23 protein-coding genes and 2 pseudogenes are annotated in these 24,792 nt (G+C 65.4%); 18 read left to right on the top strand and 7 right to left on the bottom strand.

Annotated elements, in window-relative coordinates; genetic code table 11:
• Nucleotides 1-74: 74 nt before the first annotated feature.
• Together AC0Z2B_RS19715 and AC0Z2B_RS19720 are read right to left on the bottom strand one after the other, a co-directional pair.
• Nucleotides 75-1,211: a patatin-like phospholipase family protein gene (locus AC0Z2B_RS19715; protein ID WP_476298868.1), complete on the bottom strand. Its 1,137-nt coding sequence runs from the start codon at nt 1,209-1,211 to the stop codon at nt 75-77.
• Between the two features lie 140 nt (nt 1,212-1,351).
• A complete protein-coding gene (locus tag AC0Z2B_RS19720; RefSeq protein WP_416422954.1) occupies nt 1,352-2,287 on the bottom strand; it encodes a lipid A biosynthesis lauroyl acyltransferase in 936 nt (311 codons plus the stop codon).
• A gap of 112 nt (nt 2,288-2,399) precedes the next feature.
• Here AC0Z2B_RS19720 and minC point away from each other — a divergent pair, with 112 nt between their 5' ends.
• The 8 genes from minC to AC0Z2B_RS19760 all read left to right on the top strand — a co-directional run bounded on the left by minC (nt 2,400) and on the right by AC0Z2B_RS19760 (nt 9,712).
• Entirely contained in the window at nt 2,400-3,143 is a 744-nt protein-coding gene (minC, locus tag AC0Z2B_RS19725) for a septum site-determining protein MinC (protein WP_416422953.1), read from the top strand.
• A gap of 139 nt (nt 3,144-3,282) precedes the next feature.
• Nucleotides 3,283-4,095 carry a septum site-determining protein MinD gene (gene minD, locus AC0Z2B_RS19730; RefSeq protein ID WP_027977290.1) on the top strand — a complete coding sequence of 271 codons (813 nt, stop codon included), beginning with the start codon at nt 3,283-3,285 and terminating at the stop codon, nt 4,093-4,095.
• Nucleotides 4,095-4,346, top strand: coding sequence for a cell division topological specificity factor MinE (minE, locus tag AC0Z2B_RS19735; RefSeq protein WP_008366588.1), 252 nt, complete (start codon nt 4,095-4,097; stop codon nt 4,344-4,346). The genes minD and minE overlap by 1 nt, the downstream gene beginning before the upstream one ends.
• Nucleotides 4,347-4,435: 89 nt before the next feature.
• On the top strand, nt 4,436-5,071 hold the full coding sequence (locus AC0Z2B_RS19740) for an RluA family pseudouridine synthase (protein WP_027977289.1): 636 nt from the start codon (nt 4,436-4,438) through the stop codon (nt 5,069-5,071).
• A gap of 179 nt (nt 5,072-5,250) precedes the next feature.
• Nucleotides 5,251-6,540 carry a M18 family aminopeptidase gene (locus AC0Z2B_RS19745; protein ID WP_416422952.1) on the top strand — a complete coding sequence of 430 codons (1,290 nt, stop codon included), beginning with the start codon at nt 5,251-5,253 and terminating at the stop codon, nt 6,538-6,540.
• A 186-nt stretch (nt 6,541-6,726) separates the two neighbouring features.
• Nucleotides 6,727-6,894 carry a hypothetical protein gene (locus AC0Z2B_RS19750; protein ID WP_416422951.1) on the top strand — a complete coding sequence of 56 codons (168 nt, stop codon included), beginning with the start codon at nt 6,727-6,729 and terminating at the stop codon, nt 6,892-6,894.
• An 80-nt stretch (nt 6,895-6,974) separates the two neighbouring features.
• Nucleotides 6,975-9,140: a mechanosensitive ion channel domain-containing protein gene (locus AC0Z2B_RS19755; protein WP_473005643.1), complete on the top strand. Its 2,166-nt coding sequence runs from the start codon at nt 6,975-6,977 to the stop codon at nt 9,138-9,140.
• Between the two features lie 89 nt (nt 9,141-9,229).
• On the top strand, nt 9,230-9,712 hold the full coding sequence (locus tag AC0Z2B_RS19760) for an MEKHLA domain-containing protein (protein WP_476298871.1): 483 nt from the start codon (nt 9,230-9,232) through the stop codon (nt 9,710-9,712).
• Here the strand turns inward: AC0Z2B_RS19760 and phnR are convergent.
• Complete coding sequence (gene phnR, locus AC0Z2B_RS19765; RefSeq protein ID WP_476298873.1) at nt 9,687-10,406, bottom strand: phosphonate utilization transcriptional regulator PhnR; 720 nt, start codon at nt 10,404-10,406, stop codon at nt 9,687-9,689. The genes AC0Z2B_RS19760 and phnR overlap by 26 nt on opposite strands.
• Nucleotides 10,407-10,749: 343 nt before the next feature.
• Here phnR and AC0Z2B_RS19770 point away from each other — a divergent pair, with 343 nt between their 5' ends.
• The 6 genes from AC0Z2B_RS19770 to AC0Z2B_RS19795 all read left to right on the top strand — a co-directional run bounded on the left by AC0Z2B_RS19770 (nt 10,750) and on the right by AC0Z2B_RS19795 (nt 16,703).
• Nucleotides 10,750-11,814 carry an ABC transporter substrate-binding protein gene (locus AC0Z2B_RS19770; protein WP_416422947.1) on the top strand — a complete coding sequence of 355 codons (1,065 nt, stop codon included), beginning with the start codon at nt 10,750-10,752 and terminating at the stop codon, nt 11,812-11,814.
• Between the two features lie 106 nt (nt 11,815-11,920).
• Nucleotides 11,921-12,727, top strand: coding sequence for an alkaline phosphatase family protein (locus AC0Z2B_RS19775; protein ID WP_476298875.1), 807 nt, complete (start codon nt 11,921-11,923; stop codon nt 12,725-12,727).
• Nucleotides 12,724-13,566: an ABC transporter permease subunit gene (locus AC0Z2B_RS19780; RefSeq protein ID WP_473005641.1), complete on the top strand. Its 843-nt coding sequence runs from the start codon at nt 12,724-12,726 to the stop codon at nt 13,564-13,566. The genes AC0Z2B_RS19775 and AC0Z2B_RS19780 overlap by 4 nt, the downstream gene beginning before the upstream one ends.
• Entirely contained in the window at nt 13,553-14,350 is a 798-nt protein-coding gene (locus tag AC0Z2B_RS19785; protein ID WP_416422944.1) for an ABC transporter permease, read from the top strand. Before AC0Z2B_RS19780 ends, AC0Z2B_RS19785 begins: the two co-directional genes overlap by 14 nt.
• Nucleotide 14,351: 1 nt before the next feature.
• A complete protein-coding gene (locus AC0Z2B_RS19790) occupies nt 14,352-15,341 on the top strand; it encodes an ATP-binding cassette domain-containing protein (RefSeq protein WP_473005639.1) in 990 nt (329 codons plus the stop codon).
• Between the two features lie 708 nt (nt 15,342-16,049).
• Complete coding sequence (locus AC0Z2B_RS19795; protein ID WP_476298877.1) at nt 16,050-16,703, top strand: HAD family hydrolase; 654 nt, start codon at nt 16,050-16,052, stop codon at nt 16,701-16,703.
• On the opposite strand, the gene AC0Z2B_RS19800 is transcribed toward AC0Z2B_RS19795, so the two are convergent.
• The 4 genes and pseudogenes from AC0Z2B_RS19800 to AC0Z2B_RS19815 form a co-directional block, all read right to left on the bottom strand.
• The gene (locus tag AC0Z2B_RS19800; protein WP_476298879.1) at nt 16,688-17,278 is read right to left on the bottom strand and encodes a tRNA-uridine aminocarboxypropyltransferase; all 591 of its coding nucleotides are present in this window, start codon (nt 17,276-17,278) and stop codon (nt 16,688-16,690) included. The two genes, AC0Z2B_RS19795 and AC0Z2B_RS19800, sit on opposite strands and share 16 nt — an antisense overlap.
• Before the next feature lie 156 nt (nt 17,279-17,434).
• The gene (locus tag AC0Z2B_RS19805) at nt 17,435-18,550 is read right to left on the bottom strand and encodes a methyl-accepting chemotaxis protein (protein WP_476298956.1); all 1,116 of its coding nucleotides are present in this window, start codon (nt 18,548-18,550) and stop codon (nt 17,435-17,437) included.
• Nucleotides 18,551-18,688: 138 nt separating this feature from the next.
• Nucleotides 18,689-19,066: pseudogene (locus tag AC0Z2B_RS19810) on the bottom strand (PAS domain-containing protein); the annotation flags it as partial.
• 93 nt (nt 19,067-19,159) lie between these two features.
• Nucleotides 19,160-20,053, bottom strand: coding sequence for a LysR family transcriptional regulator (locus AC0Z2B_RS19815; RefSeq protein WP_416422940.1), 894 nt, complete (start codon nt 20,051-20,053; stop codon nt 19,160-19,162).
• Nucleotides 20,054-20,302: 249 nt separating this feature from the next.
• Between AC0Z2B_RS19815 and speB the strand changes: the two genes are divergently transcribed.
• From speB to AC0Z2B_RS19835, 4 genes and pseudogenes are all read left to right on the top strand, one after another.
• On the top strand, nt 20,303-21,253 hold the full coding sequence (gene speB, locus AC0Z2B_RS19820; RefSeq protein ID WP_027977277.1) for an agmatinase: 951 nt from the start codon (nt 20,303-20,305) through the stop codon (nt 21,251-21,253).
• 10 nt (nt 21,254-21,263) lie between these two features.
• A complete protein-coding gene (locus AC0Z2B_RS19825) occupies nt 21,264-21,671 on the top strand; it encodes a YybH family protein (protein ID WP_416422939.1) in 408 nt (135 codons plus the stop codon).
• A gap of 49 nt (nt 21,672-21,720) precedes the next feature.
• Nucleotides 21,721-23,228: pseudogene (locus AC0Z2B_RS19830) on the top strand (purine-cytosine permease family protein); the annotation flags it as partial.
• 81 nt (nt 23,229-23,309) lie between these two features.
• Nucleotides 23,310-24,689 (top strand): sodium:solute symporter family protein, encoded by a 1,380-nt coding sequence (locus AC0Z2B_RS19835; protein WP_476298957.1) that lies wholly within the window; start codon nt 23,310-23,312, stop codon nt 24,687-24,689.
• The last annotated feature ends 103 nt before the right edge of the window (nt 24,690-24,792 follow it).

Raw genomic sequence — 24,792 nt, forward strand, 5'->3', positions numbered from 1 at the left:
GCCGCAGGCCGCGTCCTGAAGCGCCACGTATCACTTGATACAACGGGGGCGCCGGACGCAGCCTGCGGCAGCTGCTACGGGGGTTGGAGGAAGGCCAGGATTTCAGCCTGCTTGGCCAGCGCATCGCGCCGCCCCAGCTCGATCAGTTCACTGCAGTATCCCGCCTCGAACAGCAGGTAACTCAACAACCCCGCCCCACTGGTTTTCGTCGCCCCCGGCCCGCGCAGGAACAGGCGCAACGCCGCTGGCAGTTCATGCCGGTGCCGCGCGGCGATCTCGTCCAGCGGCTGGCTGGGCGACACCACCATCACCTCCACCGGGTTCAAGCCCAGCGGCGCGCTGTGCACGTCGGCCGGCAACAACCGCCCCAGCTGGTTGAGGCGTTGCAGCAGTTCCAGGTCGTCTTCCAGGCTGTCGATGAAGGCACTGTTGAGCAGGTGCCCGCCGATCTGCGCCAGGCTCGGCTGCTGGTCGCTGCCGGCCAGTTGGCCGCCGTCCGGGCCGCGGGCGTTGCCGCTGACGCCCACCACCAGCACCCGCTCGGCGCCCAGGTGCAGCGCCGGGCTGATGGGCGCGGACTGGCGCATGGCGCCGTCACCGTAGAAGTCATCGCCGATGCGCACCGGAGGGAACAGCAGCGGGATGGAGGCGCTGGCCAACAGGTGCTCGACGCTCAGGCGGGTCGGCACGCCGATACGGCGGTGGCGCAGCCAGGGCTGGATGCCGCGGCTGCCCTGGTAGAAGGTCACTGCCTGCCCGGAGCTGTAGCCGAACGCCGTCACCGCCACCCCGTGCAGGGCGCCAGCGGCCAGGGCGCCCTCGATGCCGGTGAGGTCCAGACGCTCGCGCAGCAGCGCGCCCAGCGGGGCGTTGTCCACCAGCGCCACCGGCACGCTGCCGCCAATGCCCAGCAGGCTGTGACGGATGAAGCGGCTGGCTTGGCGCACCACGCCGGGCCAGTCGCTGCGCACCACCTGGTGGCTGGCGAAACCGCGCCAGAACCCTTCCAGGCGCTGCACCGAGGGCACGAATTGGCGGGCGCCGCTGGCCAGGGTCACGGCGTTGATGGCGCCGGCCGAGGTGCCGACGATCACCGGGAAGGGGTTGGAGGCGTCGGCGGGCAGCAGCTGCGCGATGGCCGCCAGCACGCCCACCTGGTAGGCGGCGCGGGCGCCACCACCGGAAAGGATCAGCCCTGTGATCGCAGGCATTGCTCCCCCTGACCTAACGACTACCTCTAAATCGGCGGGGCACACCGCCGCCTGTAGCAGCTGCCGAAGGCTGCGTCCGGCGCACGCACTGCATCAGCTAGACCCCAGCGCCTGCGACGCGGCCTTCGGCCGCTGCTACGTTACCGGCGGCGCTTTTCGTAGAGTCTAGGCGAGCCCGGCGGCCGCGACTTGAAGCGCCGGTGCGCCCACAGGTACTGCTCCGGGCACTCGCGAATCGAGGCTTCCACCCACTGGTTGATGCGCAGGCAGTCGGCCTCTTCGCTCTCGCCGGGGAAATCCGCCAGCGGCGGGTGAATCACCAGGCGGTAGCCGCTGCCATCGGCCAGGCGCTGCTGGGTGAAGGGAATCACCCGAGCCTTGCCCAGCCGCGCGAATTTGGTCGTGGCCGTGACCGTGGCCGCCGGAATGCCGAACAGCGGCACGAAGATGCCCTGCTTGGCGCCGTAGTCCTGGTCAGGCGCGTACCAGATGGCGCGGCCCTTGCGCAGCAGCTTGAGCATGCCGCGCACGTCCTCGCGCTCCACAGCCAGGGAATCGAGGTTGTGACGCTCGCGGCCCTGGCGCTGGACGAAGTCGAACAGCGGGTTGCCGTGCTCGCGGTACATGCCGTCGATGGTGTGGCGCTGGCCCAGCAATGCGGCACCGATTTCCAGGGTGGTGAAGTGCAACGCCATGAGGATGGCACCCTCGCCGGCCTGCTGGGCAGCCTGCAGGTGTTCAAGCCCTTCGATGTGCGCAAGCCGCGCCAGGCGGGCCTTTGGCCACCACCAGCTCATGGCCATTTCGAAGAAGGCGATGCCGGTGGAAGCGAAATTTTCCTTGAGCAAACGGGTTCTTTCGACGAGCGGTAGTTCTGGGAAACACAGCTCCAGATTGCGCGCCGCAATACGGCGGCGTTCGCCGGCGATGCGGTACATGCCAAGGCCCAGCAGGCGGCCGATCACCAGCAAGGCGCGGTACGGCAGCTGCACCACCAGCCACAACAGGCCCAGGCCCAGCAGCAGCGGCCAGAAACGGGGGTGAAGAAAGGTTCGGTTAAAACGCGGGCGATCCATTACAGATTCCGGACAGACAACATGGCCGCGCATTCTACATGGGTTCGCCCGGCTTGCGGCTGGCGGGCGTTCTCGTTATAAGTCTCGGCACTTTTCGTTACAAGGCGCCTTTTTGCCGACCATGAGCCAGACCGAACCGCTAGACCAGGAAAACGTGTTCCAGCTGAAGGGCAGCATGCTCGCCATCACCGTGCTGGAACTGGCCCGCAACAACCTTGAAGGCCTGGACCGCCAGCTGGCGGCCAAGGTTGCCCAGGCCCCGAATTTCTTCAGCAACACCCCGCTGGTACTGGCGCTGGACAAGCTGCCGGCCAGTGAAGGGGCGGTCGACCTGCCCGGCCTGATGCGCGTGTGCCGCCAGCATGGCCTGCGCACCCTGGCCATTCGCGCCAGCCGCATCGAGGACATTGCCGCCGCCATCGCCATCGACCTGCCGGTGCTGCCGCCGTCCGGCGCGCGTGAACGGCCGATCGAACTGGAGCCGCCCAAGCCCAAGCCGCCGGAGAAACCGCCGGCGCCGGTGGTAAATCCGACGAAAATCATTACCTTGCCGGTGCGCAGTGGCCAACAGGTCTATGCTCCGGGGGGCGACCTGGTGGTCATGGCCACCGTCAGCTCCGGTGCGGAACTTCTGGCCGATGGCAACATCCATGTGTACGGCCAAATGCGCGGCCGGGCCCTGGCGGGTATCAAGGGCGACACAAAGGCGCGCATCTTCTGCCAGCACCTGGGTGCCGAGCTGTTGTCCATCGCCGGCCAGTACAAGGTCTCGGAAGACCTGCGCCGCGACCCCTTGTGGGGGGCGGGCGTACAAGTCAGCTTGTCTGGTGATGTGTTGAACATCACCCGCCTTTAACGGATACTGCCGCCATTTTCCGTACAACTTTTAAACTTGGCGGCAAACGGCCATTATCACGGCCTGCCGACTGCAGTTGTTTACAAGTCATGCTTTCATTCAGGGACTAGCAATCCTTTTTCATTAGGGGTGATACACCTTGTCCAAGATTCTCGTGGTTACATCCGGCAAAGGTGGTGTGGGCAAGACCACCACCAGCGCCGCCATCGGTACCGGCCTGGCCCTGCGCGGCCACAAGACTGTCATCGTCGACTTCGACGTGGGCCTGCGCAACCTCGACCTGATCATGGGCTGTGAACGCCGCGTGGTGTACGACTTCGTCAACGTGGTGAACGGCGAAGCCAACCTGCAGCAGGCCCTGATCAAGGACAAGCGCCTTGAGAACCTGTACGTGCTGGCGGCCAGCCAGACCCGTGACAAGGACGCGCTGACCAAGGAAGGCGTGGAAAAAGTGCTGATGGAACTCAAGGAAACCTTCGAGTTCGTGGTTTGCGACTCGCCAGCGGGCATCGAGACCGGCGCCCACCTGGCCATGTACTTCGCCGACGAAGCCATCGTCGTCACCAACCCCGAAGTGTCCTCGGTACGTGACTCGGACCGCATGCTGGGCCTGCTGGCCAGCAAGTCGCGCCGCGCCGAGCGCAACGAAGACCCGATCAAGGAACACCTGCTGCTGACCCGCTACAACCCCGAGCGCGTGAGCAAGGGCGAGATGCTGGGCGTGGAAGACGTCAAGGAGATCCTGTCGGTGACCCTGCTGGGCGTGATTCCCGAGTCCCAGGCGGTGCTCAAGGCCTCCAACCAGGGCGTACCGGTCATCCTCGACGACCAGAGCGACGCCGGCCAGGCCTATAGCGACGCCGTCGACCGACTGCTGGGCAAGAACGTGGAACACCGCTTCCTCGAACAGCAGAAGAAAGGATTCTTTGAGCGGCTCTTTGGGGGTAACTGATGAGCATTTTTGACTTCTTTCGTTCCAAAAAGGTCAATACCGCGTCGGTAGCGAAAGAGCGTCTACAGATCATCGTGGCGCACGAACGTGGCCAGCGCAGCACCCCGGACTACCTGCCTGCCCTGCAGAAGGAGCTGGTGGAAGTGATCCGCAAGTACGTCAACATCGGCAACGAGGACGTACAGGTGGCGCTGGAAAACCAGGGCAGCTGCTCGATCCTGGAACTCAACATCACCCTGCCTGACCGCTAACCCGGCCTGGCAGCACCCGCGGCGATTGCCGGTGTCCCCTGGTGGGAATACCGACAATCGCCGTTGGCGTTTCTACCGAGACAATTTCAATGCCGCTGTCGAACATCCACATCCTGCATCAGGATGACGCCATCCTGGTGATCAACAAGCCGACCCTGCTGCTGTCGGTGCCTGGCCGTGCCGAAGACAACAAGGACTGCCTGATCACCCGCCTGCAGGAAAACGGCTACCCCGAGGCGCGCATCGTGCACCGCCTGGACTGGGAAACCTCGGGCATCATTCTGCTGGCCCGCGACGCCGACACCCACCGCGAGCTGTCGCGACAGTTTCATGACCGCGAAACCGAAAAGGCCTACACCGCCCTGGCCTGGGGCCAGCCGGAGCTGGACAGTGGCAGCATCGACCTGCCGCTGCGCTACGACCCGCCCACCAAGCCGCGCCACGTGGTGGACCACGAGCAGGGCAAGCACGCCCTGACCTTCTGGAAGGTGCTGGAGCGCTGCGGCGACTGGTGCCGCGTGGAGCTGACGCCGATCACCGGCCGCTCGCACCAGCTGCGCGTGCACATGCTGTCCATCGGCCACCCGCTGCTGGGCGACGGCCTGTATGCGCACCCCGAGGCCCTGGCGGCGTACCCGCGGCTGTGCCTGCACGCCAGCATGCTGAGCTTCACCCACCCCACCACCGGTGAGCGCGTACGCTTCGAGTGCCCTGCGCCGTTCTGACTTCGCCCCGCCTTGAAACCTTCCACCGTAGCCGCTGCCGCAGGCTGCGCTGGCCCTCAACCACACTGAAGATCTCCAGTGTGCAAGCGGGCCAGCGCAGCCTGACGGCAGCGGCTACAAACGCGCCCACAGCTGCGTTCAATACGTTAAACTCGCGCCATTGCTGTCTGGAGCCAACTATGCGCGAAGCTTTGAACCAGGGCCTGATCGACTTCCTCAAGGCCTCCCCCACGCCCTTCCACGCCACCGCCAGCCTGGCCATGCGCCTGGAAGCGGCCGGCTACCAACGCCTCGACGAGCGCGACACCTGGGCCACCGTGGCCGGCGGGCGCTATTACCTGACCCGCAACGACTCCTCCATCATCGCCTTCAAGCTGGGCCGTCATTCGCCCCTGCTGGGCGGCATCCGCCTGGTGGGCGCCCACACCGACAGCCCGTGCCTGCGCGTGAAGCCGCAGCCCGAGCTGCAGCGCCAGGGTTTCTGGCAGCTGGGCGTGGAAGTCTACGGCGGCGCCCTGCTGGCGCCATGGTTCGACCGCGACCTGTCGCTGGCCGGCCGTGTCACCTTCCGCCGCGACGGCAAGGTGGAAAGCCAGCTGATCGACTTCAAGCTGCCGATCGCCGTGATCCCCAACCTGGCCATTCACCTCAACCGTGAAGCGAACCAGGGCTGGGCCATCAACGCCCAGACCGAGCTGCCGCCGATCCTGGCCCAGGTAGCCGGTGACGAGCGCCCGGACTTCCGCGCCCTGCTCACCGACCAGTTGGCCCGTGAACACGGCCTGAACGCCGACGTGGTGCTGGACTACGAGCTGAGCTTCTATGACACCCAGAACGCTGCGGTAGTGGGCCTGCACGGCGAGTTCATCGCCGGCGCGCGCCTGGACAACCTGCTGTCGTGCTACGCCGCGTTGCAGGCGCTGCTCAACGCCGACAGCGAGGAAACCTGCGTGTTCGTGGCCAACGACCACGAAGAGATCGGCTCGTGCTCGGCCTGCGGCGCCGACGGCCCGATGCTGGAGCAGACCCTGCGGCGCCTGCTGCCCGACGGCGACGACTTCGTGCGCACCATCCAGCGCTCCTTGCTGGTGTCGGCCGACAACGCGCACGGCGTGCACCCCAACTACGCCGAGAAGCACGACGCCAACCACGGCCCGAAACTCAACGCCGGCCCGGTGATCAAGGTCAACAGCAACCAGCGCTACGCCACCAACAGCGAGACCGCCGGTTTCTTCCGCCACCTGTGCATGGCCGAGGAAGTGCCGGTGCAGAGCTTCGTGGTGCGCAGCGACATGGGTTGCGGCTCCACCATCGGCCCGATCACCGCCAGCCACCTGGGCGTGCGCACCGTGGACATCGGCCTGCCGACGTTCGCCATGCACTCCATCCGCGAGCTGTGCGGCAGCCAGGACCTGGCACACCTGGTGAAAGTGCTGGAAGCGTTCTACCGCAGCCGCGAGCTGCCGTAACCCCCGCCCCCGTAGCAGCGGCCGCAGGCCGCGTCCACTGGCGCCGCGTAGTTGAAGCCGAACCGCGCCGGGGCCGGACGCAGCCTGCGGCACCTGCTACGGGGTAAATTTCATGATCCGGATCAAACCCGGCTGCGCTGGCGGGCCTAAACTTAGTACAGGCCCCCTCGCACAAGGACAACGGTCATGGACGAATTCACCTCCCTGCTCATCCAGGTCAGTGCCAGCCTCGGCTTGCTGACCTTCGGCTTCAGCCTGCGCGAACGCAATATCGGCGTGCTGATGCTCTGGCTCGGCATGCTCTGCCTGCTCGGAATAGTCCTGTATAAAATCCTCGTGCGAATCGGCGCATAACCGCTCGCCTTGGGCCTTGGCGCCTCGTACACTCCCTCGATCAAGAATTACCCTGGGTTCATTGTCGAGTGTCTGTCTCCTTGCGTCTGCCTGCCCTGTTTTTCCTCCTGCTGACCTGCCTGCTGGCCGTGCTGCCACAGGCTGAGGCGGCCGGCCTGCCGAGCCTGCTCGGCAGCGGCCAGAAAGCCCAGCCACAACCCACCGAGCCGTTGGCGCAGTCACTGGACCAGGTGATCAATTCCCTGGAAAACGACCAGCAGCGCACGCAACTGCTCACTGACCTCAAACGCCTGCGCGACACCACCAAGAAAGCCCAGCCGGCCGGTGAAGAAGGCGTGCTGGGGTTGATCGGCAGCACCCTGGGGCAGTTCGAGAAACAGTTCGCCGGCGAAGACAGCCCATTCAACCGCTGGTCCAACGAGTTCGACCAGGCCGGGCAAGAGCTGTCCGACCTGATGCTGCCGGTGGCCCAGTGGCCGCCGATCATCTTCGGCTTCGTGCTGATCATCCTGGTGTGGAGCCTGCTGGCCTACGCCCTGAACTGGATCAGCCACCACATCCGCATGCGCTTCGGCCTCAGCGAGGAACTGCCCCAGCACCCGCGCACCCTCGACCTGCTGCGCTTCGCCCTGCGCAAGCTGGGGCCCTGGCTGGTGGCACTGATCATCACCGTGTGGGTGGGCTACGCCCTGCCCTCGTCGCTGGGCAAGGACCTGGCCATGGTGCTGGCCTACGCGCTGGTGGTGGGCACCTGCTTCTCGGCCATCTGCGTGGTGGCCTTCTCGCTGCTGGACGGCCCGCACCGCCACCGCGCCCTGTACATCCTGCGCCACCAGGCGTTCCGGCCGCTGTGGCTGATCGGCAGCTTCGCCGCCTTCGGCGAGGCGCTGAACGACCCGCGCCTGGTGGCCAGCCTGGGTTCGCACCTGGCCCACACCGCCGCCACCCTGGCCAACATGCTGGCGGCGCTGTGCACCGGCATGTTCATCCTGCGCTTCCGCCGCCCGGTGGCCCACCTCATCCGCAACCAGCCGCTGGCCCGGCGCCTCACCCGCCGCGCCCTGAGCGACACCATCGAGATCCTCGGCACCTTCTGGTACCTGCCGGCGCTGGTGCTGGTGGGCATTTCGCTGCTGGCCACCTTCATCGACGCCGGCGACACCAGCACCGTGCTGCGCCAGTCACTGGTGTGCACGGTGCTGCTGGTGCTGTGCATGGTCTGCAACGGCCTGGTACGCCGCCACGCGGTGCGCCCGCACAAGCGCATGAAACGCCACGCGGTGTACTCCGAGCGCCTGCGCAACTTCGGCTACACCCTGGTGCACCTGCTGATCTGGCTGTGCTTCATCGAGCTGGGGCTGCGGGTGTGGGGCATGTCGCTGATCCGCTTCACCGAAGGCGACGGCCATGACATCAGCGTCAAGCTGTTCAGCCTGGCCGGCACGCTGATCCTGGCCTGGCTGGTGTGGATCCTGGCCGACACCGCCGTGCACCACGCCCTTACGCACTCGCGCAAGGGCCTGGCCAACGCCCGCGCGCAAACCATGATGCCGCTGATCCGCAACGTGCTGTTCATCGCCATCTTCATCATCGCCGCCATCGTCGCCCTGGCCAACATGGGTATGAACGTCACGCCGCTGCTGGCCGGTGCCGGCGTCATCGGCCTGGCCATCGGTTTTGGCGCCCAGTCGCTGGTTGCCGACCTGATCACCGGCCTGTTCATCATCATCGAGGACTCCCTGGCCATCGACGACTACGTGGACGTGGGCGGCCACCTGGGCACGGTGGAAGGCCTGACCATCCGCACCGTGCGCCTGCGCGACATCGACGGCATCGTCCACACCATTCCGTTCAGCGAGATCAAAAGCATCAAGAACTACTCGCGGGAGTTCGGCTATGCGATTTTCCGGGTCAACGTGCCGCACACCATGGACATCGACACCGCCATCAAGCTGATGCGCGACGTGGGCCAGAAAATGCGCACCGACCCACTGCAACGCCGCAACATCTGGTCGCCGCTGGAGATCCAGGGCGTGGAAAGTTTCGAGTCTGGTACAGCCATCCTGCGCGCCCGCTTCAAGACCGCGCCCATCAAGCAATGGGAGGTGTCGCGGGCGTTCAACCTGGCGCTCAAGCGCCAGCTGGACGAGTCCGGCCTGGACCTGGCCACCCCGCGCCTGAGCGTGCAGGTGGTGACCAGCGCCGGTGGCACGGTGACAGCGGAGGCCGCTGCACCTTCGACCTGAGTTTGTCCGATCCGACAATAGACCTAGGGCGCCACACGGGTTAGCGTTGTGGCTTCGACTTCTTCCAAGTGCAGTAGAGGGAACCCGCGATGCTTGGCCCCGACCTTGCCAGCCAGCTGATGCAGATCGACGAGGCGTATTTCAGGCACACCGGCAAGCACCTGCCCATGGCCATCCCCGGCGCGCCGGTGGACCTGTCGTGGGTGCACGACCAGGCGCCCTACGGCCTGCTGGCCCATGACGGCAGCGACAACCCGCGCTTCATCTACGCCAACCGCCAGGCGCTGCGCTGCTTTGACTACCCGCTGGACAGTTTCCTCGGCATGGTCTCGGAGCTCAGCTCGCCGCCCGAGCAGCGCGCCGCACGCCAGCATTACCTGGAGCGCGTGCGCAAGGCCGGCTACAGCTTCAACTACCAGGGCGAACGCTACTCGCGCAGCGGCCAGACCTTCCAGATCTACGACGGCGAGATCTGGGAGCTGTCACCGCCCGAGGCGTCGCTGCGCATCGGCCAGGCGTCGCTGTTCTGGCTGACGGAAGTGGAAATCAAGGCGGCGAGACATCGGCACTGAGCCGGATGGCGTCGTGCCGCCAATACTCCAGGTCACAGTCGATCAGCCGCCCCTGCTGGTCATGGTTGACCCGGGTGATGCGCAACCCGGGGCTGCCCAGCGACACCCGCAACGCACTGGCGGCCTCGGCCCGCAGCGCCGTCGGCGCCATTTCAAAACGCACCCGGCCATACTCGATGCCGTAGTGGCGCGCGTAGATCTCGGTCAGCGGCTGGTTCAGGTCAAGGTCGAGAATGCCGGGGAAGTACTGCGGGTTCAGGTAGTGCTCCACGTACAGCACCAGGCGCTGGTCGATGCAGCGGGTGCGGCACAGCTGGATCACGCTGGACAGCGGCGGCAATTGCAGGTTGGCGCAGATCGCCGCCGACGCGGGCACCAGCCGGCCTGACAGCAGCTGGGTGGACGGCTCGCGGCCCTGCTCGCGGACCATGGCGTGGAAGTGGCTGCGCTTCATCAGGTCGTAGGTCAGGCGTGGCGGCGAGATGAACCAGCCGCGGCGTTCCTCGCGGTAGATCAGCCCCCGGGCCTCCAGTTGCACCAGCGCCTCGCGCAGGGTGATGCGCGTGGTGTCGAACACTTCGCTGAGCTTGCGCTCGGCCGGCAGCTTGCAACCGGCGGCCAGCAGGCCATGCTGGATTTGCTCTTGCAGCGCCTGGCAGATGGCGGTGACGGCTCGGGGTGCACTGTTACGCATCGTTTCAACCTGTCTGGACTAGACCAGCGACAAAAAGGGGCAGCGCTGGCGGCGGTGGGCCATGGCTGCAGCCTAGGCAAAATAAATGACCGCGGGATGACAAGCATCGCGGAAAAGCCCTACATCAAGCAGCGCAAGCCGTTGCAGATCAGGCAGTTAAATCTGAACTACGCTTATTCCCCACGGGCAGCGCCAAGGCCGCTGCAAGGCCCGCGCCAGCCCGCCATACATCAAATTGTCATCACCCCCACCTAGATTGGCTCAGGTCTTGCTGATCTAGACCACCTCGCGACACCGTCCAGATAAAAACCAGCGTTCGCTGAACGCGCCCAAGGAGCTTCGGATGAAAAAGCTTTTCCTGGCATCACTGGTAGGCATGGGCATCACCATGAGCATCAACGCCATGGCTGCCGACGTCGATTTGAACACCCTGGAAGCGGCCGCCAAGGCCGAAGGCGCGGTCAACAGCGTCGGCATGCCCGATGACTGGGCCAACTGGAAAGGCACCTGGGCGGGGCTGCTGGCCAAGTACGGCCTGACCCACATGGACACTGACATGAGCTCGGCCCAGGAAGTGGCCAAGTTCGCCGCCGAGAAAGACAACGCCAGCGCCGACATCGGCGACGTGGGCGCCGCCTTCGGCCCCATCGCCGAGAAGCAGGGCGTGACCCAGCCCTACAAGCCGACCACCTGGGACCAGGTGCCGGATTGGGCGAAAGACAAGGACGGCCACTGGGCCCTGGCCTACACCGGCACCATCGCCTTCATCATCAACAAGCAGCTGGTCAAGGATGAAGACGCGCCCAAGAGCTGGGCCGACCTTGAGAAAGGCAAGTACAAGGTGGCCATCGGTGACGTGAGCACCGCGGCCCAGGCGGCCAACGGCGTGCTCGCCGCAGCCATTGCCCGCGGCGGCGACGAAAGCAACCTGCAGCCTGGCCTGGAGCTGTTCACCAAGCTGGCCCAGCAGAAGCGCCTGTCGCTGGCCAACCCCACCATCCAGACCCTGGAAAAGGGTGAAGTGGAAGTGGGCGTGGTGTGGGACTTCAACGGCCTGAGCTACCGCGACAAGATCGACCCCACCCGCTTCACGGTGCTGATCCCCTCCGACGGCACGGTGATTTCCGGCTACACCACCATCATCAACAAATACGCCAAGCACCCCAACGCGGCGAAGCTGGCGCGTGAGTACATCTTCAGCGACGAAGGCCAGTTCAACCTGGCGCGCGGCCATGCCCGGCCGATTCGTGCCGAGCACCTGAAGCTGCCGGATGACGTGGCCTCCAAGCTGCTGCCCAACGAGCAGTACAAGAACGCCAAGCCGATCAAGAACGCCGACGCCTGGGAGAAGAGCTCCAAGGAGCTGCCGCAGAAGTGGAACGAGCAGGTCATCATCGAGATGAACTGATACCCCCCGTAGCAGCTGCCGCAGGCTGCGTCCCAGGCCCGTGCATCACCAGCGCCTGCGGACGCGGCCTGCGGCCGCTGCTACGGGAGCCTCTGGAGTTTCGCCCATGAACCACAAAACCCTCCTGGTGCTGCTCGACGGCCTCAGCCATCAGGTCGCCGAGCACGCCATGGGCCACTTGCAGGCCTACGTCGGTGCCGGCAAGGCCGCGCTGTACCAGCTTGAGTGCGAGCTGCCGGCGCTGTCGCGGCCGTTGTACGAATGCATTCTCACCGGCGTGGCGCCCATCGACAGCGGCGTGGTGCACAACAACGTCAGCCGCCTGTCCAACCAGCGCAGCGTGTTCCACTACGCCAGCGCGGCGGGCAAGGTCACCGCGGCGGCCGCCTACCACTGGGTCAGCGAACTGTACAACCGCTCGCCGTTCAACGCCGCCCGCGACCGCCACACCCAGGCGCCGCAGCTGCCCATCCAGTTCGGGCATTTCTACTGGGCGGACAACTACCCCGACTCGCACCTGTTCGCCGACGGCGAAGACCTGCGCCTCAAGCACCAGCCGGACTTCCTGCTGATCCACCCCATGAACATCGACGACGCCGGGCACAAGCACGGCCTCGACAGCGCCCAGTACCGCAACAGCGCCCGCGGCGCCGACGTGATCCTGGCCGATTACCTGCAAGGCTGGCTCGACGCCGGCTACCAGGTGCTGATTACCGCCGACCACGGCATGAACAACGACCGCTCCCACAACGGCCTGCTGCCCGAAGAACGGCAAGTGCCGCTGTTCGTGCTGGGCGACGCCTTCAGCCTCGACCCCGCGGCACGCCCGCGCCAGACCGAGCTGTGCGGCACCCTGTGCGAGCTGCTGGGCGTGCCCCACGACAAACCGCTGTGCCGGGAGTTGCTCAAGTGAGCCAGCCAACCAGAGGGCGCGGCTGGGCCATCCTGCTGCTGATACCCTTCGCCGCCGTGTTCTTCATCTTCCAGATCGCCCCGCTGCTGTGGGTGGCCATCCACAGCCTGCAGACCGACAGCGGCTGGAACCTGGACAACTTCATCAGCGCCTTCAGCTCGCGCTTCTACCGCCAGGCCATGCAGTTCAGCCTGGAGATCAGCTTCTGGTCGAGCCTGTTCGGCATCATCATCGCCGTGCTGGGCAGCTACTCCCTGCGCCGGGTCGACTCCAAGCTGCGCGACTTCGTCAGCGCCTTCGCCAACATGACCAGCAACTTCGCCGGGGTGCCCCTGGCGTTCGCGTTCATCATCCTGCTGGGCTTCAACGGCAGCTTGACCATGATCCTCAAGCAGGCCGGCATCATCGAGGACTTCAACCTGTACTCCAAGACCGGGCTGATCATCCTCTACACCTACTTCCAGATACCCTTGGGGGTGTTGCTGCTGTACCCGGCCTTCGACGCCCTGCGCGAGGACTGGCGCGAGTCGTCCGCGCTGCTGGGCGCCAGCGCCTGGCAGTACTGGCGGCACATCGGCCTGCCGGTGCTGACCCCGGCGCTGCTGGGCACTTTCGTGATCCTGCTGGCCAACGCCCTGGGCGCCTACGCCACGGTGTACGCGCTGACCACCGGCAACTTCAACGTGCTGCCCATTCGCATCGCCGCCATGGTGGCCGGCGACATCAGCCTGAACCCCAACCTGGCCGCCGCCCTGGCGATGATATTGGTGGGCATGATGACCCTGGTCACCGTGGTCCACCAGTGGCTACTCAAGAGGAGCTACCATGTCGCGCGCTGAAGCCAGCCCGGCGGCGCTGTACCACCGCGTGGTGGTGTGGCTGCTGTTCCTGATCCTGCTGCTGCCCCTGGCGGGCACCCTGCTCTACTCCCTGGCCACCAGCTGGTCGGCGACCATCCTGCCCAGCGGCCTGACGTTCCAGTGGTACGTGCAGTTGTGGAGCGACACGCGCTTCCTGCACGCGTTCGGCCAGTCGCTGATCGTCTGCGTGGGCTCGCTGGCCTTGTCGGTGGTGCTGATCCTGCCGCTGCTGTTCGTGGTGCACTACCACTTCCCGCGCCTGGACGCGCTGATGAACATCCTCATTCTGCTGCCCTTCGCGGTGCCGCCGGTGGTGTCGTCGGTGGGCCTGCTGCAGCTGTACGGCTCCGGGCCCATGGCCATGGTCGGCACGCCGTGGATCCTCATCGGCTGTTACTTCACCGTAGCGCTGCCGTTCATGTACCGGGCCATCACCAACAACCTGCAGGCCATCAACCTGCGCGACCTGATGGACGCCGCCCACCTGCTGGGCGCCAGCACCTTCAAGGCGGCGCTGCTGGTGGTGCTGCCCAACCTGCGCAAGGGCCTGCTGGTGGCGTTGCTGCTGTCGTTCTCGTTCCTGTTCGGCGAGTTCGTGTTCGCCAACCTGCTGGTGGGCACCCGTTACGAGACCCTGCAGGTGTACCTGAACAACATGCGCAACAGCAGCGGGCACTTCAACAGCGCGCTGGTGATTTCCTATTTCGTGTTCGTGCTGGTGCTGACCTGGGCCGCCAACCGCCTGAACAAGGACAAAGACTGATATGAGTTTCGTCAGCGTCGAACAACTGCAGAAGCACTACGGCGACACCCCGGTGTTCAGCGACATCAACTTCACCATCGCCCGGGGCGAATTCGTGACCCTGCTGGGCCCCTCGGGCTGCGGCAAGTCGACCCTGCTGCGCTGCATCGCCGGGCTGACCCCGGTGAACAGCGGGCGCATCCTGCTTGACGGCCACGACCTGGTGCCGCTGAGCCCGCAGAAGCGCGACATCGGCATGGTGTTCCAGAGCTACGCGCTGTTCCCCAACATGACCGTGCAGCAGAACGTGGCCTTCGGCCTGCGCATGCAGAAAGTCGCCAAGGACCAGGTCACCCAGCGCGTGGACGAGGCCCTGCGCCTGGTAGAGCTGCATGACCTGGCCAACCGCTACCCGCACCAACTGTCCGGCGGCCAATGCCAGCGCGTGGCCCTGGCCCGCTCGCTGGTCACCCGCCCGCGCCTGCTGTTGCTGGACGAACCGCTGTCGGCCCTGGACGCGCGCATCCGCAAGCACCTGCGCGAACAGATCCGCGCCATCCAGCAGGAACTGGGCCTGACCACCATCTTCGTCACCCATGACCAGGAAGAAGCCCTGACCATGAGCGACCGCATCTTCCTGATGAACAAGGGCCTGATCGTGCAGAGCGGCGACGCCCAGAGCCTCTACACCGCCCCCACCGACGCCTTCGCCGCCGGCTTCATCGGCAACTACAACCTGCTCGACAGCGACCAGGCCGGCAAACTGCTGCAACGCCCGGTACACACCCGCCTGGCCATCCGCCCGGAGGCCATCAGCCTGAGCCTGACCGGCGAGCTGGAAGGCGAGATCCGTAGCCACAGCTTGCTGGGCAACGTGATTCGCTACCGGGTGCATGCGCGCGGCGTGGAACTGGTGGTCGACGTGCTCAACCGCTCGGCGAGCGATTTGCTGCCCAACGGGCAACGGGTGTCGCTGGCTATCGATGCACAGGCACTTTGTGAGGTAGCCTGACAAAAGAGCTTTTGATGTTGATCCGCTGTTGATCTGCTTGTGATCTGGCTTTTGATCTTGATCTGGCTTTTGATTTTGATTGTATGCCCCGTAAAGCGCCAGGGCCGACTGGAGGCGTCGATCAACGGGCTGCCCGAAGGGCCGAGGCCGCAGGCCGAAGAGACGGTAACCCGCCCGCTTCTATAGCGGGTGCCGTCTGCCCGTTGAGCGGCGCCGGAAGGAGGGGACCCGTAGCGCAGCGGAGGGCCCAAGCAGGGGCAAGCCCTTTTTGGTGACTTTTTGGGGCGACTGCCAAAAAGTTACCGCACCACGAAAATGGATATGTCCAAAACCTCCAGAAGCGAGATTCAAAGGTCATGAACATATCCATTACCGAGGTGATGCACAGTCACCTTTCCGCCCTTACGGCGGCTCACTTTTTGTCAAACGCCACAAAAAGTAAGCAAAAAAGGCTTGCCCCTGCTTGGTCCCTCCGCTTCGCTGCGGGTCCCCTCCCTCCGGCGTCGCCCAAGCGGCCGACGGCCCGGAATAGAAGCGCCTCCGGTTCCGTCTTCCCCGGCTACGCCGTGGACCGCTTGGCCAACGCCTCCAGTCGGCCCTGGCGCTTTATGGGGCACACAATCAAGATCAAAGGCCTCACGGGATCAAGATCAAAAGCGGGATAGCGGTGCGGCTGAAATTTGTGAACCAATCTGAAGGACTACTTGTATGGCACTGGCAATCTTCGACCTGGACGAAACCCTCATCCACGGCGACTGCGCAACCCTGTGGAGCGAACAAATGGGCCGCCTAGGCTGGGTCGACCCCGAATCGTTCATGCGCAAGAACAACGAACTCATGGACGCCTACAGCCAGGGCAAGCTGGCCATGGAAGACTACATGGCCTTCAGCCTGGAACCCATGATCGGCCGCACCCCCGAGGAGGTCGAGCACCTGGTGGGCCCCTGGGTGGAGGATTTCATCGAGCCCATCATCTTCAGCGAAGCCACCAGGACCATCGCCGCCCACCGCCGGGCTGGCGACCGCATCCTGATCATCTCTGCCTCGGGCACCCACCTGGTCGGCCCCATCGCCGAGCGCCTGGGCGTGGACGAGATACTGGCCATCGACCTCGACGTGCAACACGGCGTATACAGCGGCGCCACCGTGGGCACCCTGACCTACCGCGAAGGCAAGATCACCCGCCTGCTGGAATGGCTGGACCAGGAAGAAGAAAACCTCGAGGGCGCGACCTTCTACTCCGACTCACGCAACGACCTGCCGCTGCTGCTCAAGGTCGACCACCCCCAGGTGGTCAACCCCGACCCGGTGCTGCGCGAACACGCCGAAAAGGCCGGCTGGCCGATTCACTCCTGGACGTGATTGCGCCGGTAGACGTCCTCACCCATGGCCGCGATCTGGCCGTCGATCAACGCGTCGAAAGGCGCCAGCAGCGCCTGGAATGACGCGGGGGCTTCCAGCACTTCCAGGGCCTGGGTGATGGCCTCGATGGTGGACAGCGCGCCAGCCGCAGGCGCCTTGCGCAAGCGGTAGCGCGAAGGCGGCGCGCCGTCGAGGGTCACCCGTGGCAACGCCGCCAGCACGGGGTTGAGGTGCAGCAGCTTGCGCGCCTTGCGCCAGGTGCCGTCGGGCACCACCAGCAGCATCGGCTGCTGCCCCGCGGAACTGGCGGCCAGCGGCTGCGCGTCCTCGCCGGGGAACAACAGGCAGGCGCGGTAGCCGGGCGGGTTGAGCAGGACCGGGTCAACCGTTTCGCCCACCACCAACTCGGCGTTCACCAGCCCCAGCGCCGCCAGGCGCGCGGTGTTGAGGGCGTGGTTGACCTCGCTGGGGTGCTGCAGGATAAGTACGCGGGTACGGCTGGGCAGGCTGGGGATCAGCGCGCACAGGCAGCGGGATTCAGGGCGGTTGCAGCGGGGGCAGATGATTCGAGGCATGCCCCATTTTGCCACAGAACCCAGCTTCCACGCCCATCAACTGTAGCCGCTGCCGAAGGCTGCGCTGGCCCTTGCATACCCCGCAGATCTCCAGCGAGGCTCAGGGCCAGCGCAGCCTGGCGGCAGCGGCTACGGGACGGCGAAACCCGCGACAGGTCAGCGGCTAAAGCGCTCTGCCAGGTCGTGCAGGTACTCCGCCATGCGCTCCAGTTCCTGGCTGACTTGCGCGCCCTCGCGCGCCTGGGTGGCGCTGCGGTCGCACAGCTGGGCGATGCGGGTGATCTGCTGGTTGATGTCCTCGGCCACGTGGCTCTGCTGCTCCGAGGCCGTGGCCATCTGCTGGCTCATGCCGGTGATGCGGCTCACCGCCTGGGTGATGCCCACCAACGCGGTCTGCACGGCCTCGACACTCTGCACGCTGTCCCTGGAGATCTGCTCGCCACGGGTGGCGGTGTGCACGGCGCGGTCGGCGCCGGCTTGCAGCGAGGTGATGATCTGGTGGATCTGCTCGGTGGAGGTGCGCGTGCGCATGGCCAGCGAGCGCACTTCGTCGGCCACCACGGCAAAGCCCCTGCCCTGCTCGCCGGCGCGCGCCGCTTCAATGGCGGCATTGAGCGCCAGCAGGTTGGTCTGCTCGGCAATGGCGGTGATCACGTCGGCGACGCTGCCGATGGACTGGGTCTCCTGGGCCAGGGCGTTGACCGCCTGGCCAATCTCGCTGACCGCGCCACTCATCAGGCCCATGGCCTGCAGGCTCTGCTGGGCCAGGGCGCTGCCCTGCTGGGCGAGCTGGTCGGCGTCGGCGGCGGCCACGGCGGTGTTCTGCACGTTGTGCGCGACCTCCTGGATGGTGGCGGCCATCTCGGCGATGGCCGTGGCCGACTGGTCGGTCTCGCTGCGCTGGCGGTCCAGCAGCTCGGCCTGGGCGCCGGACAGGCCCGACGACTGCGAGGCGCGCTCGCGCACGCTGACGCCGGCGTCCACCAGCCGGGTTAGCGCTGTCTGCAACCGCGCTTCTTCACTGAACATGGCCAGGTCCAGGCGCCCCTGGGCGCCGGGTGTGTCGCTGTAGGTGAGGGCCACCAGCGGGCTGGTGAAGGATTTCGGGTGGTCGCCCAGGGTGCGTTCGATGTCGCGCACCTGGCGCCGTTCGGTCAGCGCCCAGGCGCCCACCAGGCTGGCCAGCACCACCAGCAACGCCGGGTAGCCATCGAGGAGGAAGTGGCTGACCACCGAGACCACCGCCGCGGCCAGGATCGGCCAGCCCCGCAGGAACGCCTTGCCCAGACGCGCCGCTGGCGCCACCGGGGATTTGCCGGCCCGCAGGCGTGCATACAGTTCACTGGCGCGGCGGATCTGCTCGCGGCTGGGCACCGAGCGCACCGACTCGAAACCGCTGATGCGGCCGTGCTCGTAGATGGCGGTGACGTAGGCGCTCACCCAGTAGTAATCGCCGTTCTTGGCGCGGTTCTTCACCACGCCCATCCACGGCTTGCCCAGCTTGATGGTCTCCCACATCTGTGCGAAGACTGCCGGCGGCATGTCCGGGTGGCGCACCAGGTTGTGGGGCTTGCCCACCAGCTCGTCGTAGGTGAAGCCGCTGATGCTGACGAAGGCATCGTTGCAGTAGGTGATGTTGCTGTTCAGGTCTGTGGTGGAGATCAGCCGCTGGTCGCTTGAAAAGGTGCGTTCGTGTTCGGTAATGGGCAAATTCATGCGCATCGTTGGGCCGTCCCTGCTGTCGATGAGAAAATGTGTCATCAAGCTCTGAAAGGTGTAGCAGAGCATTTCAGGGCTGTAGGGGCGTTCGACGCGCCGAGTATCGGCAAACGCACAAATAATGGCGTTTTAGCGGTGCGACCCAGCGCCGCACCGCTGGATTCATACCGGCGTGAGCTGCGCCTTGAGCAGGTCGCGGAAGGTCTGGATCAAGGGTTCGCGGCTGCGACCGCGGCGAGTGATCATGGAAAATGGCGCCTGATAGCCGAAAGTGGCCGGTGATAGCACCCGCAGGTCGCCTTTGTCGGCCCAAGGCTGGGCGTAATGTTCGGGCAGGTAGCCGATGTAGGCGCCCGACAGCACCAGGATCAGCTGCGCCTCCATGCTCTCTACCGTGGCGGCGCTGTGCTTGAAGCCGTGGCGGGCCAATTCGGCCTGGCTCCAGTAGCCACGGCCGACCATGCGCTGCTGGGTAATCACCTGCTCGGGAATGCGCCGCTCGGCGTACAGCGGGTGGCGGTTGCTGCAGTACAGCCAGTGCTGCTCGCGGTACAGCGGCTGGTAGACCAGGCCACTCATGCGCGTGGAAAACGCGCCGATGGCCAGGTCCAGGCGGTTTTCCTGCACCCCCAGTTGCAGCTCGTAGGGGCTGGACACCGACAGGTGCAGGTGCACCGCCGGGTGCTCCTGGCAGTAGGCGCCGATGGCCTCGGCGAACGGCAGCGCGCGGTCGCTGACGGTGGAGTCGATGACCCCCAGGTTGAGGGTGCCGCGCAGCTCGCCCTTGAGGGCGGCGGCGTACTGCTCGAAACCTTCCATTTCCGCCAGCAGGCGCAGGGTCTCCTGGTGGAACAGCTCGCCCTTGCTGGTCAGGCTGAAACCGCCGCGGCCGCGGTGGCACAGCACAATGCCCAGGGCCGCTTCCAGCTGGCTCATGTAGGTGCTGATGGCCGAGGTGGACAGGTTCAGCTCCTGCTGGGCGTTGGCGAAGCCCTGGTGGCGGACGACGCTGACGAAGATGCGCAGCAGTTTCAGGTCGGGAAGTGCGTTGGCCATGGCATCACATCAGGAGTTCAAGGGCCCGTAGCAGCTGCCGAAGGCTGCGTCATCGCACGAAAAAGCGACGCAGCCTTTGGCCGCTGCTACGGGGGGTGTGGGATTAGTGTAACGCCATTACTTCAGAAAAATCTGAACTAAGTATTTCTCTGTAGCGATTCTTCAGGGTCACTACCTTTATGCAGACTCCGCCTCAACGTGCCGGCCTTGACCGAGCGCAAAGAAAAAATACAAACGATGAGGTAACCCGTGGACAAGATTCTTCACCAACCACTGGGCGGTAACGAAATGCCGCGTTTCGGCGGCATCGCCACCATGATGCGCCTGCCCCACCTGCAAACCGCAGCCGGCCTGGACGCAGCCTTCGTCGGTATTCCGCTGGACATCGGCACCTCCCTGCGCTCCGGCACCCGCTTCGGCCCACGCGAGATCCGCGCCGAATCGGTCATGATCCGCCCCTACAACATGGCCACCGGCGCCGCCCCCTTCGACTCGCTGTCGGTGGCCGACATCGGCGACGTGGCGATCAACACCTTCAACCTGCTGGACGCCGTGCGCATCATCGAAGAAGCCTACGACGAGATCCTGGAACACAACGTCATCCCGCTGACCCTGGGCGGCGACCACACCGTGACCCTGCCGATCCTGCGCGCCATCCACAAGAAGCACGGCAAGGTAGGCCTGGTGCACATCGACGCCCACGCCGACGTCAACGACCACATGTTCGGCGAGAAAATCGCCCACGGCACCACCTTCCGCCGCGCCGTGGAAGAAGGCCTGCTGGACTGCGACCGCGTGGTGCAGATCGGCCTGCGCGCCCAGGGCTACACCGCCGAGGACTTCAACTGGAGCCGCAACCAGGGCTTCCGCGTGGTGCAGGCCGAAGAGTGCTGGCACAAGTCGCTGGCGCCGCTGATGGAAGAAGTGCGCGCCAAGGTCGGCGACGGCCCGGTGTACCTGAGCTTCGACATCGACGGCATCGACCCGGCCTGGGCGCCTGGCACCGGCACCCCGGAAATCGGCGGCCTGACCACCATCCAGGCCATCGAGATCGTGCGTGGCTGCCAGGGCCTGGACCTGGTCGGCTGCGATCTGGTAGAAGTCTCGCCGCCCTACGACACCACCGGCAACACCTCGCTGCTGGGCGCTAACCTGCTGTACGAAATGCTCTGCGTGCTGCCGGGCGTGGTCCACCGCTGAGGACATGGCCATGAGCAAACAAGAACAAGTATTGCAAGCCGCCCGCGACCTGGTCACCGCCTTTGCCAGCAACGACCGCGAGGCGTATTTCGACGCCTTCACGGCCGATGCCACTTTTGTGTTCCACACCCTTGCGCAGCCCCTGTTGTCCCGCGATGCCTATCGTGAGGTGTGGGACGGCTGGCGGCGCGAGGATGGCTTCGAGGTGATTGAATGCACCTCGAGCAACGCCGTCGTCAGCCTGCAGGGTGACGTGGCGATATTCATGCATGACGTGGCCACCCAGCTGCGCATGCAAGGGGAGCTGTACTTTAGCCAGGAGCGCGAGACCATTGTGTTTCGCCAACAACAAGAAGGCCGCTGGCTGGCCTGCCACGAACACTTGTCCGCTGCACCCTCGACACTGCCCTCCCCTTGACCGCCGCGACGCCCGCGTAGACGGGCGCCCGCAATGATCGGAGCAGATCATGAACAATAACAACAGCACGACCAGCATCAGCCAGATAGAAACCTTCGGGGTCGAACAGATCCCGGACCACGAAAGGAATGCCAAGCCCCTCGACCTGTTCCGCCTGATCTTCGGCGGCGCCAATACCTTTTCCACCGCGGTGCTGGGCAGCTTTCCGGTGCTGTTCGGGCTGTCGTTCCAGGCGGGCCTGGTGGCCGTGCTGCTGGGCACCTTGGTCGGCGCGCTGATCCTGGCGCCCATGGGCCTGTTCGGCGCCATCAACGGCACCAACAATGCGGTGTCTTCCGGTGCGCACTTCGGCGTGCACGGGCGCATTGTCGGCTCGTTCCTGTCGCTGCTGACCGCCATCGCGTTCTTCTCGCTGTCGGTGTGGAGCTCGGGTGACGCCCTGGTGGGCGGCGCCAAGCGCCTGATCGGCCTGCCCGAAACCGACCTGACCCTGGGCCTGACCTACGGGCTGTTCGCGGTGCTGGTGCTGGCCGTGTGCATCTACGGCTTCCGCTTCATGCTGTGGGTCAACAAGATCGCCGTGTGGACCGCCAGCATCCTGTTCCTGTCGGGCATCGCCGCCTTCGCCGGGGCCTTCGACGTGAACTACGCCGGTACCGTCAGCCACGGCCAGGCCGGCTTCTGGGCGGCCTTCATCGGCGCCTCGCTGGTGGCCATGAGCAACCCGATCTCGTTCGGCGCGTTCCTGGGCGACTGGTCGCGCTACATTCCGCGCAGCACCTCCAAGGCGCGCATCATGGGCGCAGTGGTGTTCGCCCAGCTGGCTACCCTGCTGCCGCTGCTGTTCGGCCTGGCCACCGCGACCATCGTCGCCACCCAGGCGCCGGACTACATCGCCAACAACAACTACGTCGGCGGCCTGCTGGCGGTGTCGCCGGGCTGGTTCTTCCTGCCGGTGTGCCTGTTGGCGGTGATCGGCGGCATGTCCACCGGCACCACCTCGCTGTATGGCACCGGCCTGGACATGTCCAGCGTGTTCCCGCGCCTGTTGTCGCGGGTGCAGGCCACGCTGCTGATCGGCCTGATGTCGATCGCGTTCATCTTCATCGGCCGTTTCGCCTTCAACCTGGTGCAGAGCGTGTCGACCTTCGTGGTGCTGATCATCACCTGCACCACGCCGTGGATGGTGATCATGCTGATCGGCCTACTGGTGCGCCGCGGCTGGTACTGCCCCGATGACCTGCAGGTGTTCACCCGCGGCGAACAGGGTGGCCGCTACTGGTTCCACCACGGCTGGAACTGGCGCGGCCTGGGGGCCTGGATTCCCAGCGCCCTGGTAGGCCTGTGCTTCGTCAACCTGCCGGGGCAGTTCGTCGGCCCGCTGGGCAACCTGGCCGGCGGCATCGACATCAGCCTGCCAGTGACCCTGGGCCTGGCGGCGGTGGTGTACCTGGTACTGCTCAAGCTGGTGCCCGAAGCGGCAGCGGTGTACGGCCCAAACGGTAAAACCGGCAGCACCTCCATCGCCGCCGGCGCCACCCCAGCCTAACCGTAGCAGCGGCCGCAGGCCGCGTCCTGGGTAACAGGACGCAGCCTGCGGCAGCTGCTACGTACACAATAAGATCGGAGAAACTCCCCATGGCTTTGGATATTTTCGTCGTCGCGATCTACGCGGCGGGCATGCTGCTGCTTGGCTGGTACGGCATGCGCAAGGCAAAAACCCATGAAGACTACCTGGTGGCCGGCCGCAACCTGGGCCCGTCGCTGTACATGGGCACCATGGCCGCCACCGTGCTGGGCGGCGCGTCCACCGTCGGTACCGTGCGCCTGGGCTACGTGCACGGCATTTCCGGCTTCTGGCTGTGCGCGGCCCTGGGCCTGGGCATCGTCGCCCTCAACCTGTTCCTGGCCAAGCCGCTGCTCAAGCTGAAGATCTTCACCGTCACCCAGGTGCTGGAGAAGCGCTACAACCCCATGGCGCGCCAGGCCAGCGCGGTGATCATGCTGGCCTACGCGCTGATGATCGGCGTGACTTCGATCCTGGCCATCGGCACCGTGCTGCAGGTGCTGTTCGGCCTGCCGTTCTGGCTGTCGGTGGTGCTGGGTGGTGGCGTGGTAGTGGTGTACTCGACCATCGGCGGCATGTGGTCGCTGACCCTGACCGACATCGTCCAGTTCGTGATCAAGACCGTCGGCCTGATGTTCATCCTGCTGCCCATCTGCCTGTACCGCGTGGGTGGCTGGGATGAGCTGGTGGCCAAGCTGCCGGCGTCCAGCTTCAGCTTCACCAGCATCGGCTGGGACACCATCATCACCTACTTCATGATCTACTTCTTCGGCATCCTGATCGGCCAGGACATCTGGCAACGGGTGTTCACCGCCAAGAACGAAAAGGTCGCCGTGTACGCCGGCACCACCGCTGGCCTGTACTGCATCGTCTACGGCCTGGCCTGCGCGCTGATCGGCATGGCCGCCCACGTGCTGCTGCCGGACCTGGACAACGTCAACAACGCCTTCGCCGCTATCGTGAAAGCCAGCTTGCCCGATGGCATCCGTGGCCTGGTGATTGCCGCGGCCCTGGCCGCCATGATGTCCACCGCCAGCGCCGGCCTGCTGGCCGCCTCCACGGTGCTGACCGAAGACCTGCTGCCCAAGCTGCGCGGCGGCAAGCAGTCGAGCCTGGGCATCAACCGCCTGTTCACCCTGCTGACCGGTATCTGCGTGCTGGGTATCGCCCTGGTGGTGAACGACGTGATCAGCGCCCTGACCCTGGCCTACAACCTGCTGGTGGGCGGCATGCTGATCCCGCTGATTGGCGCCATCTTCTGGAAACGTGCCACCACTTCCGGGGCCATTTGCAGCATGACCCTGGGCTTCATCACCGCCCTGGTGTTCATGTTCAAGGACGGTCTGGATGCCAACACCCCCATCTACTACAGCCTGGCGGTGGGCCTGGTGAGCTTCGTGCTCGTCAGCCTTTTGTCACGCCGCCCGGCGCTGGCAGCCAAACTGGCCTAAGATGTTGAAAAAAGCCGTATCCCTGGTAGTTGCCTAAACCAAGGGGTGCGGCGCTTTCACCAGGAAGGCCGCTGTTGTTCTGACAGTACCGCAAACGAATTGC

This window comes from Pseudomonas sp. GYB4201 (genome assembly GCF_056312595.1).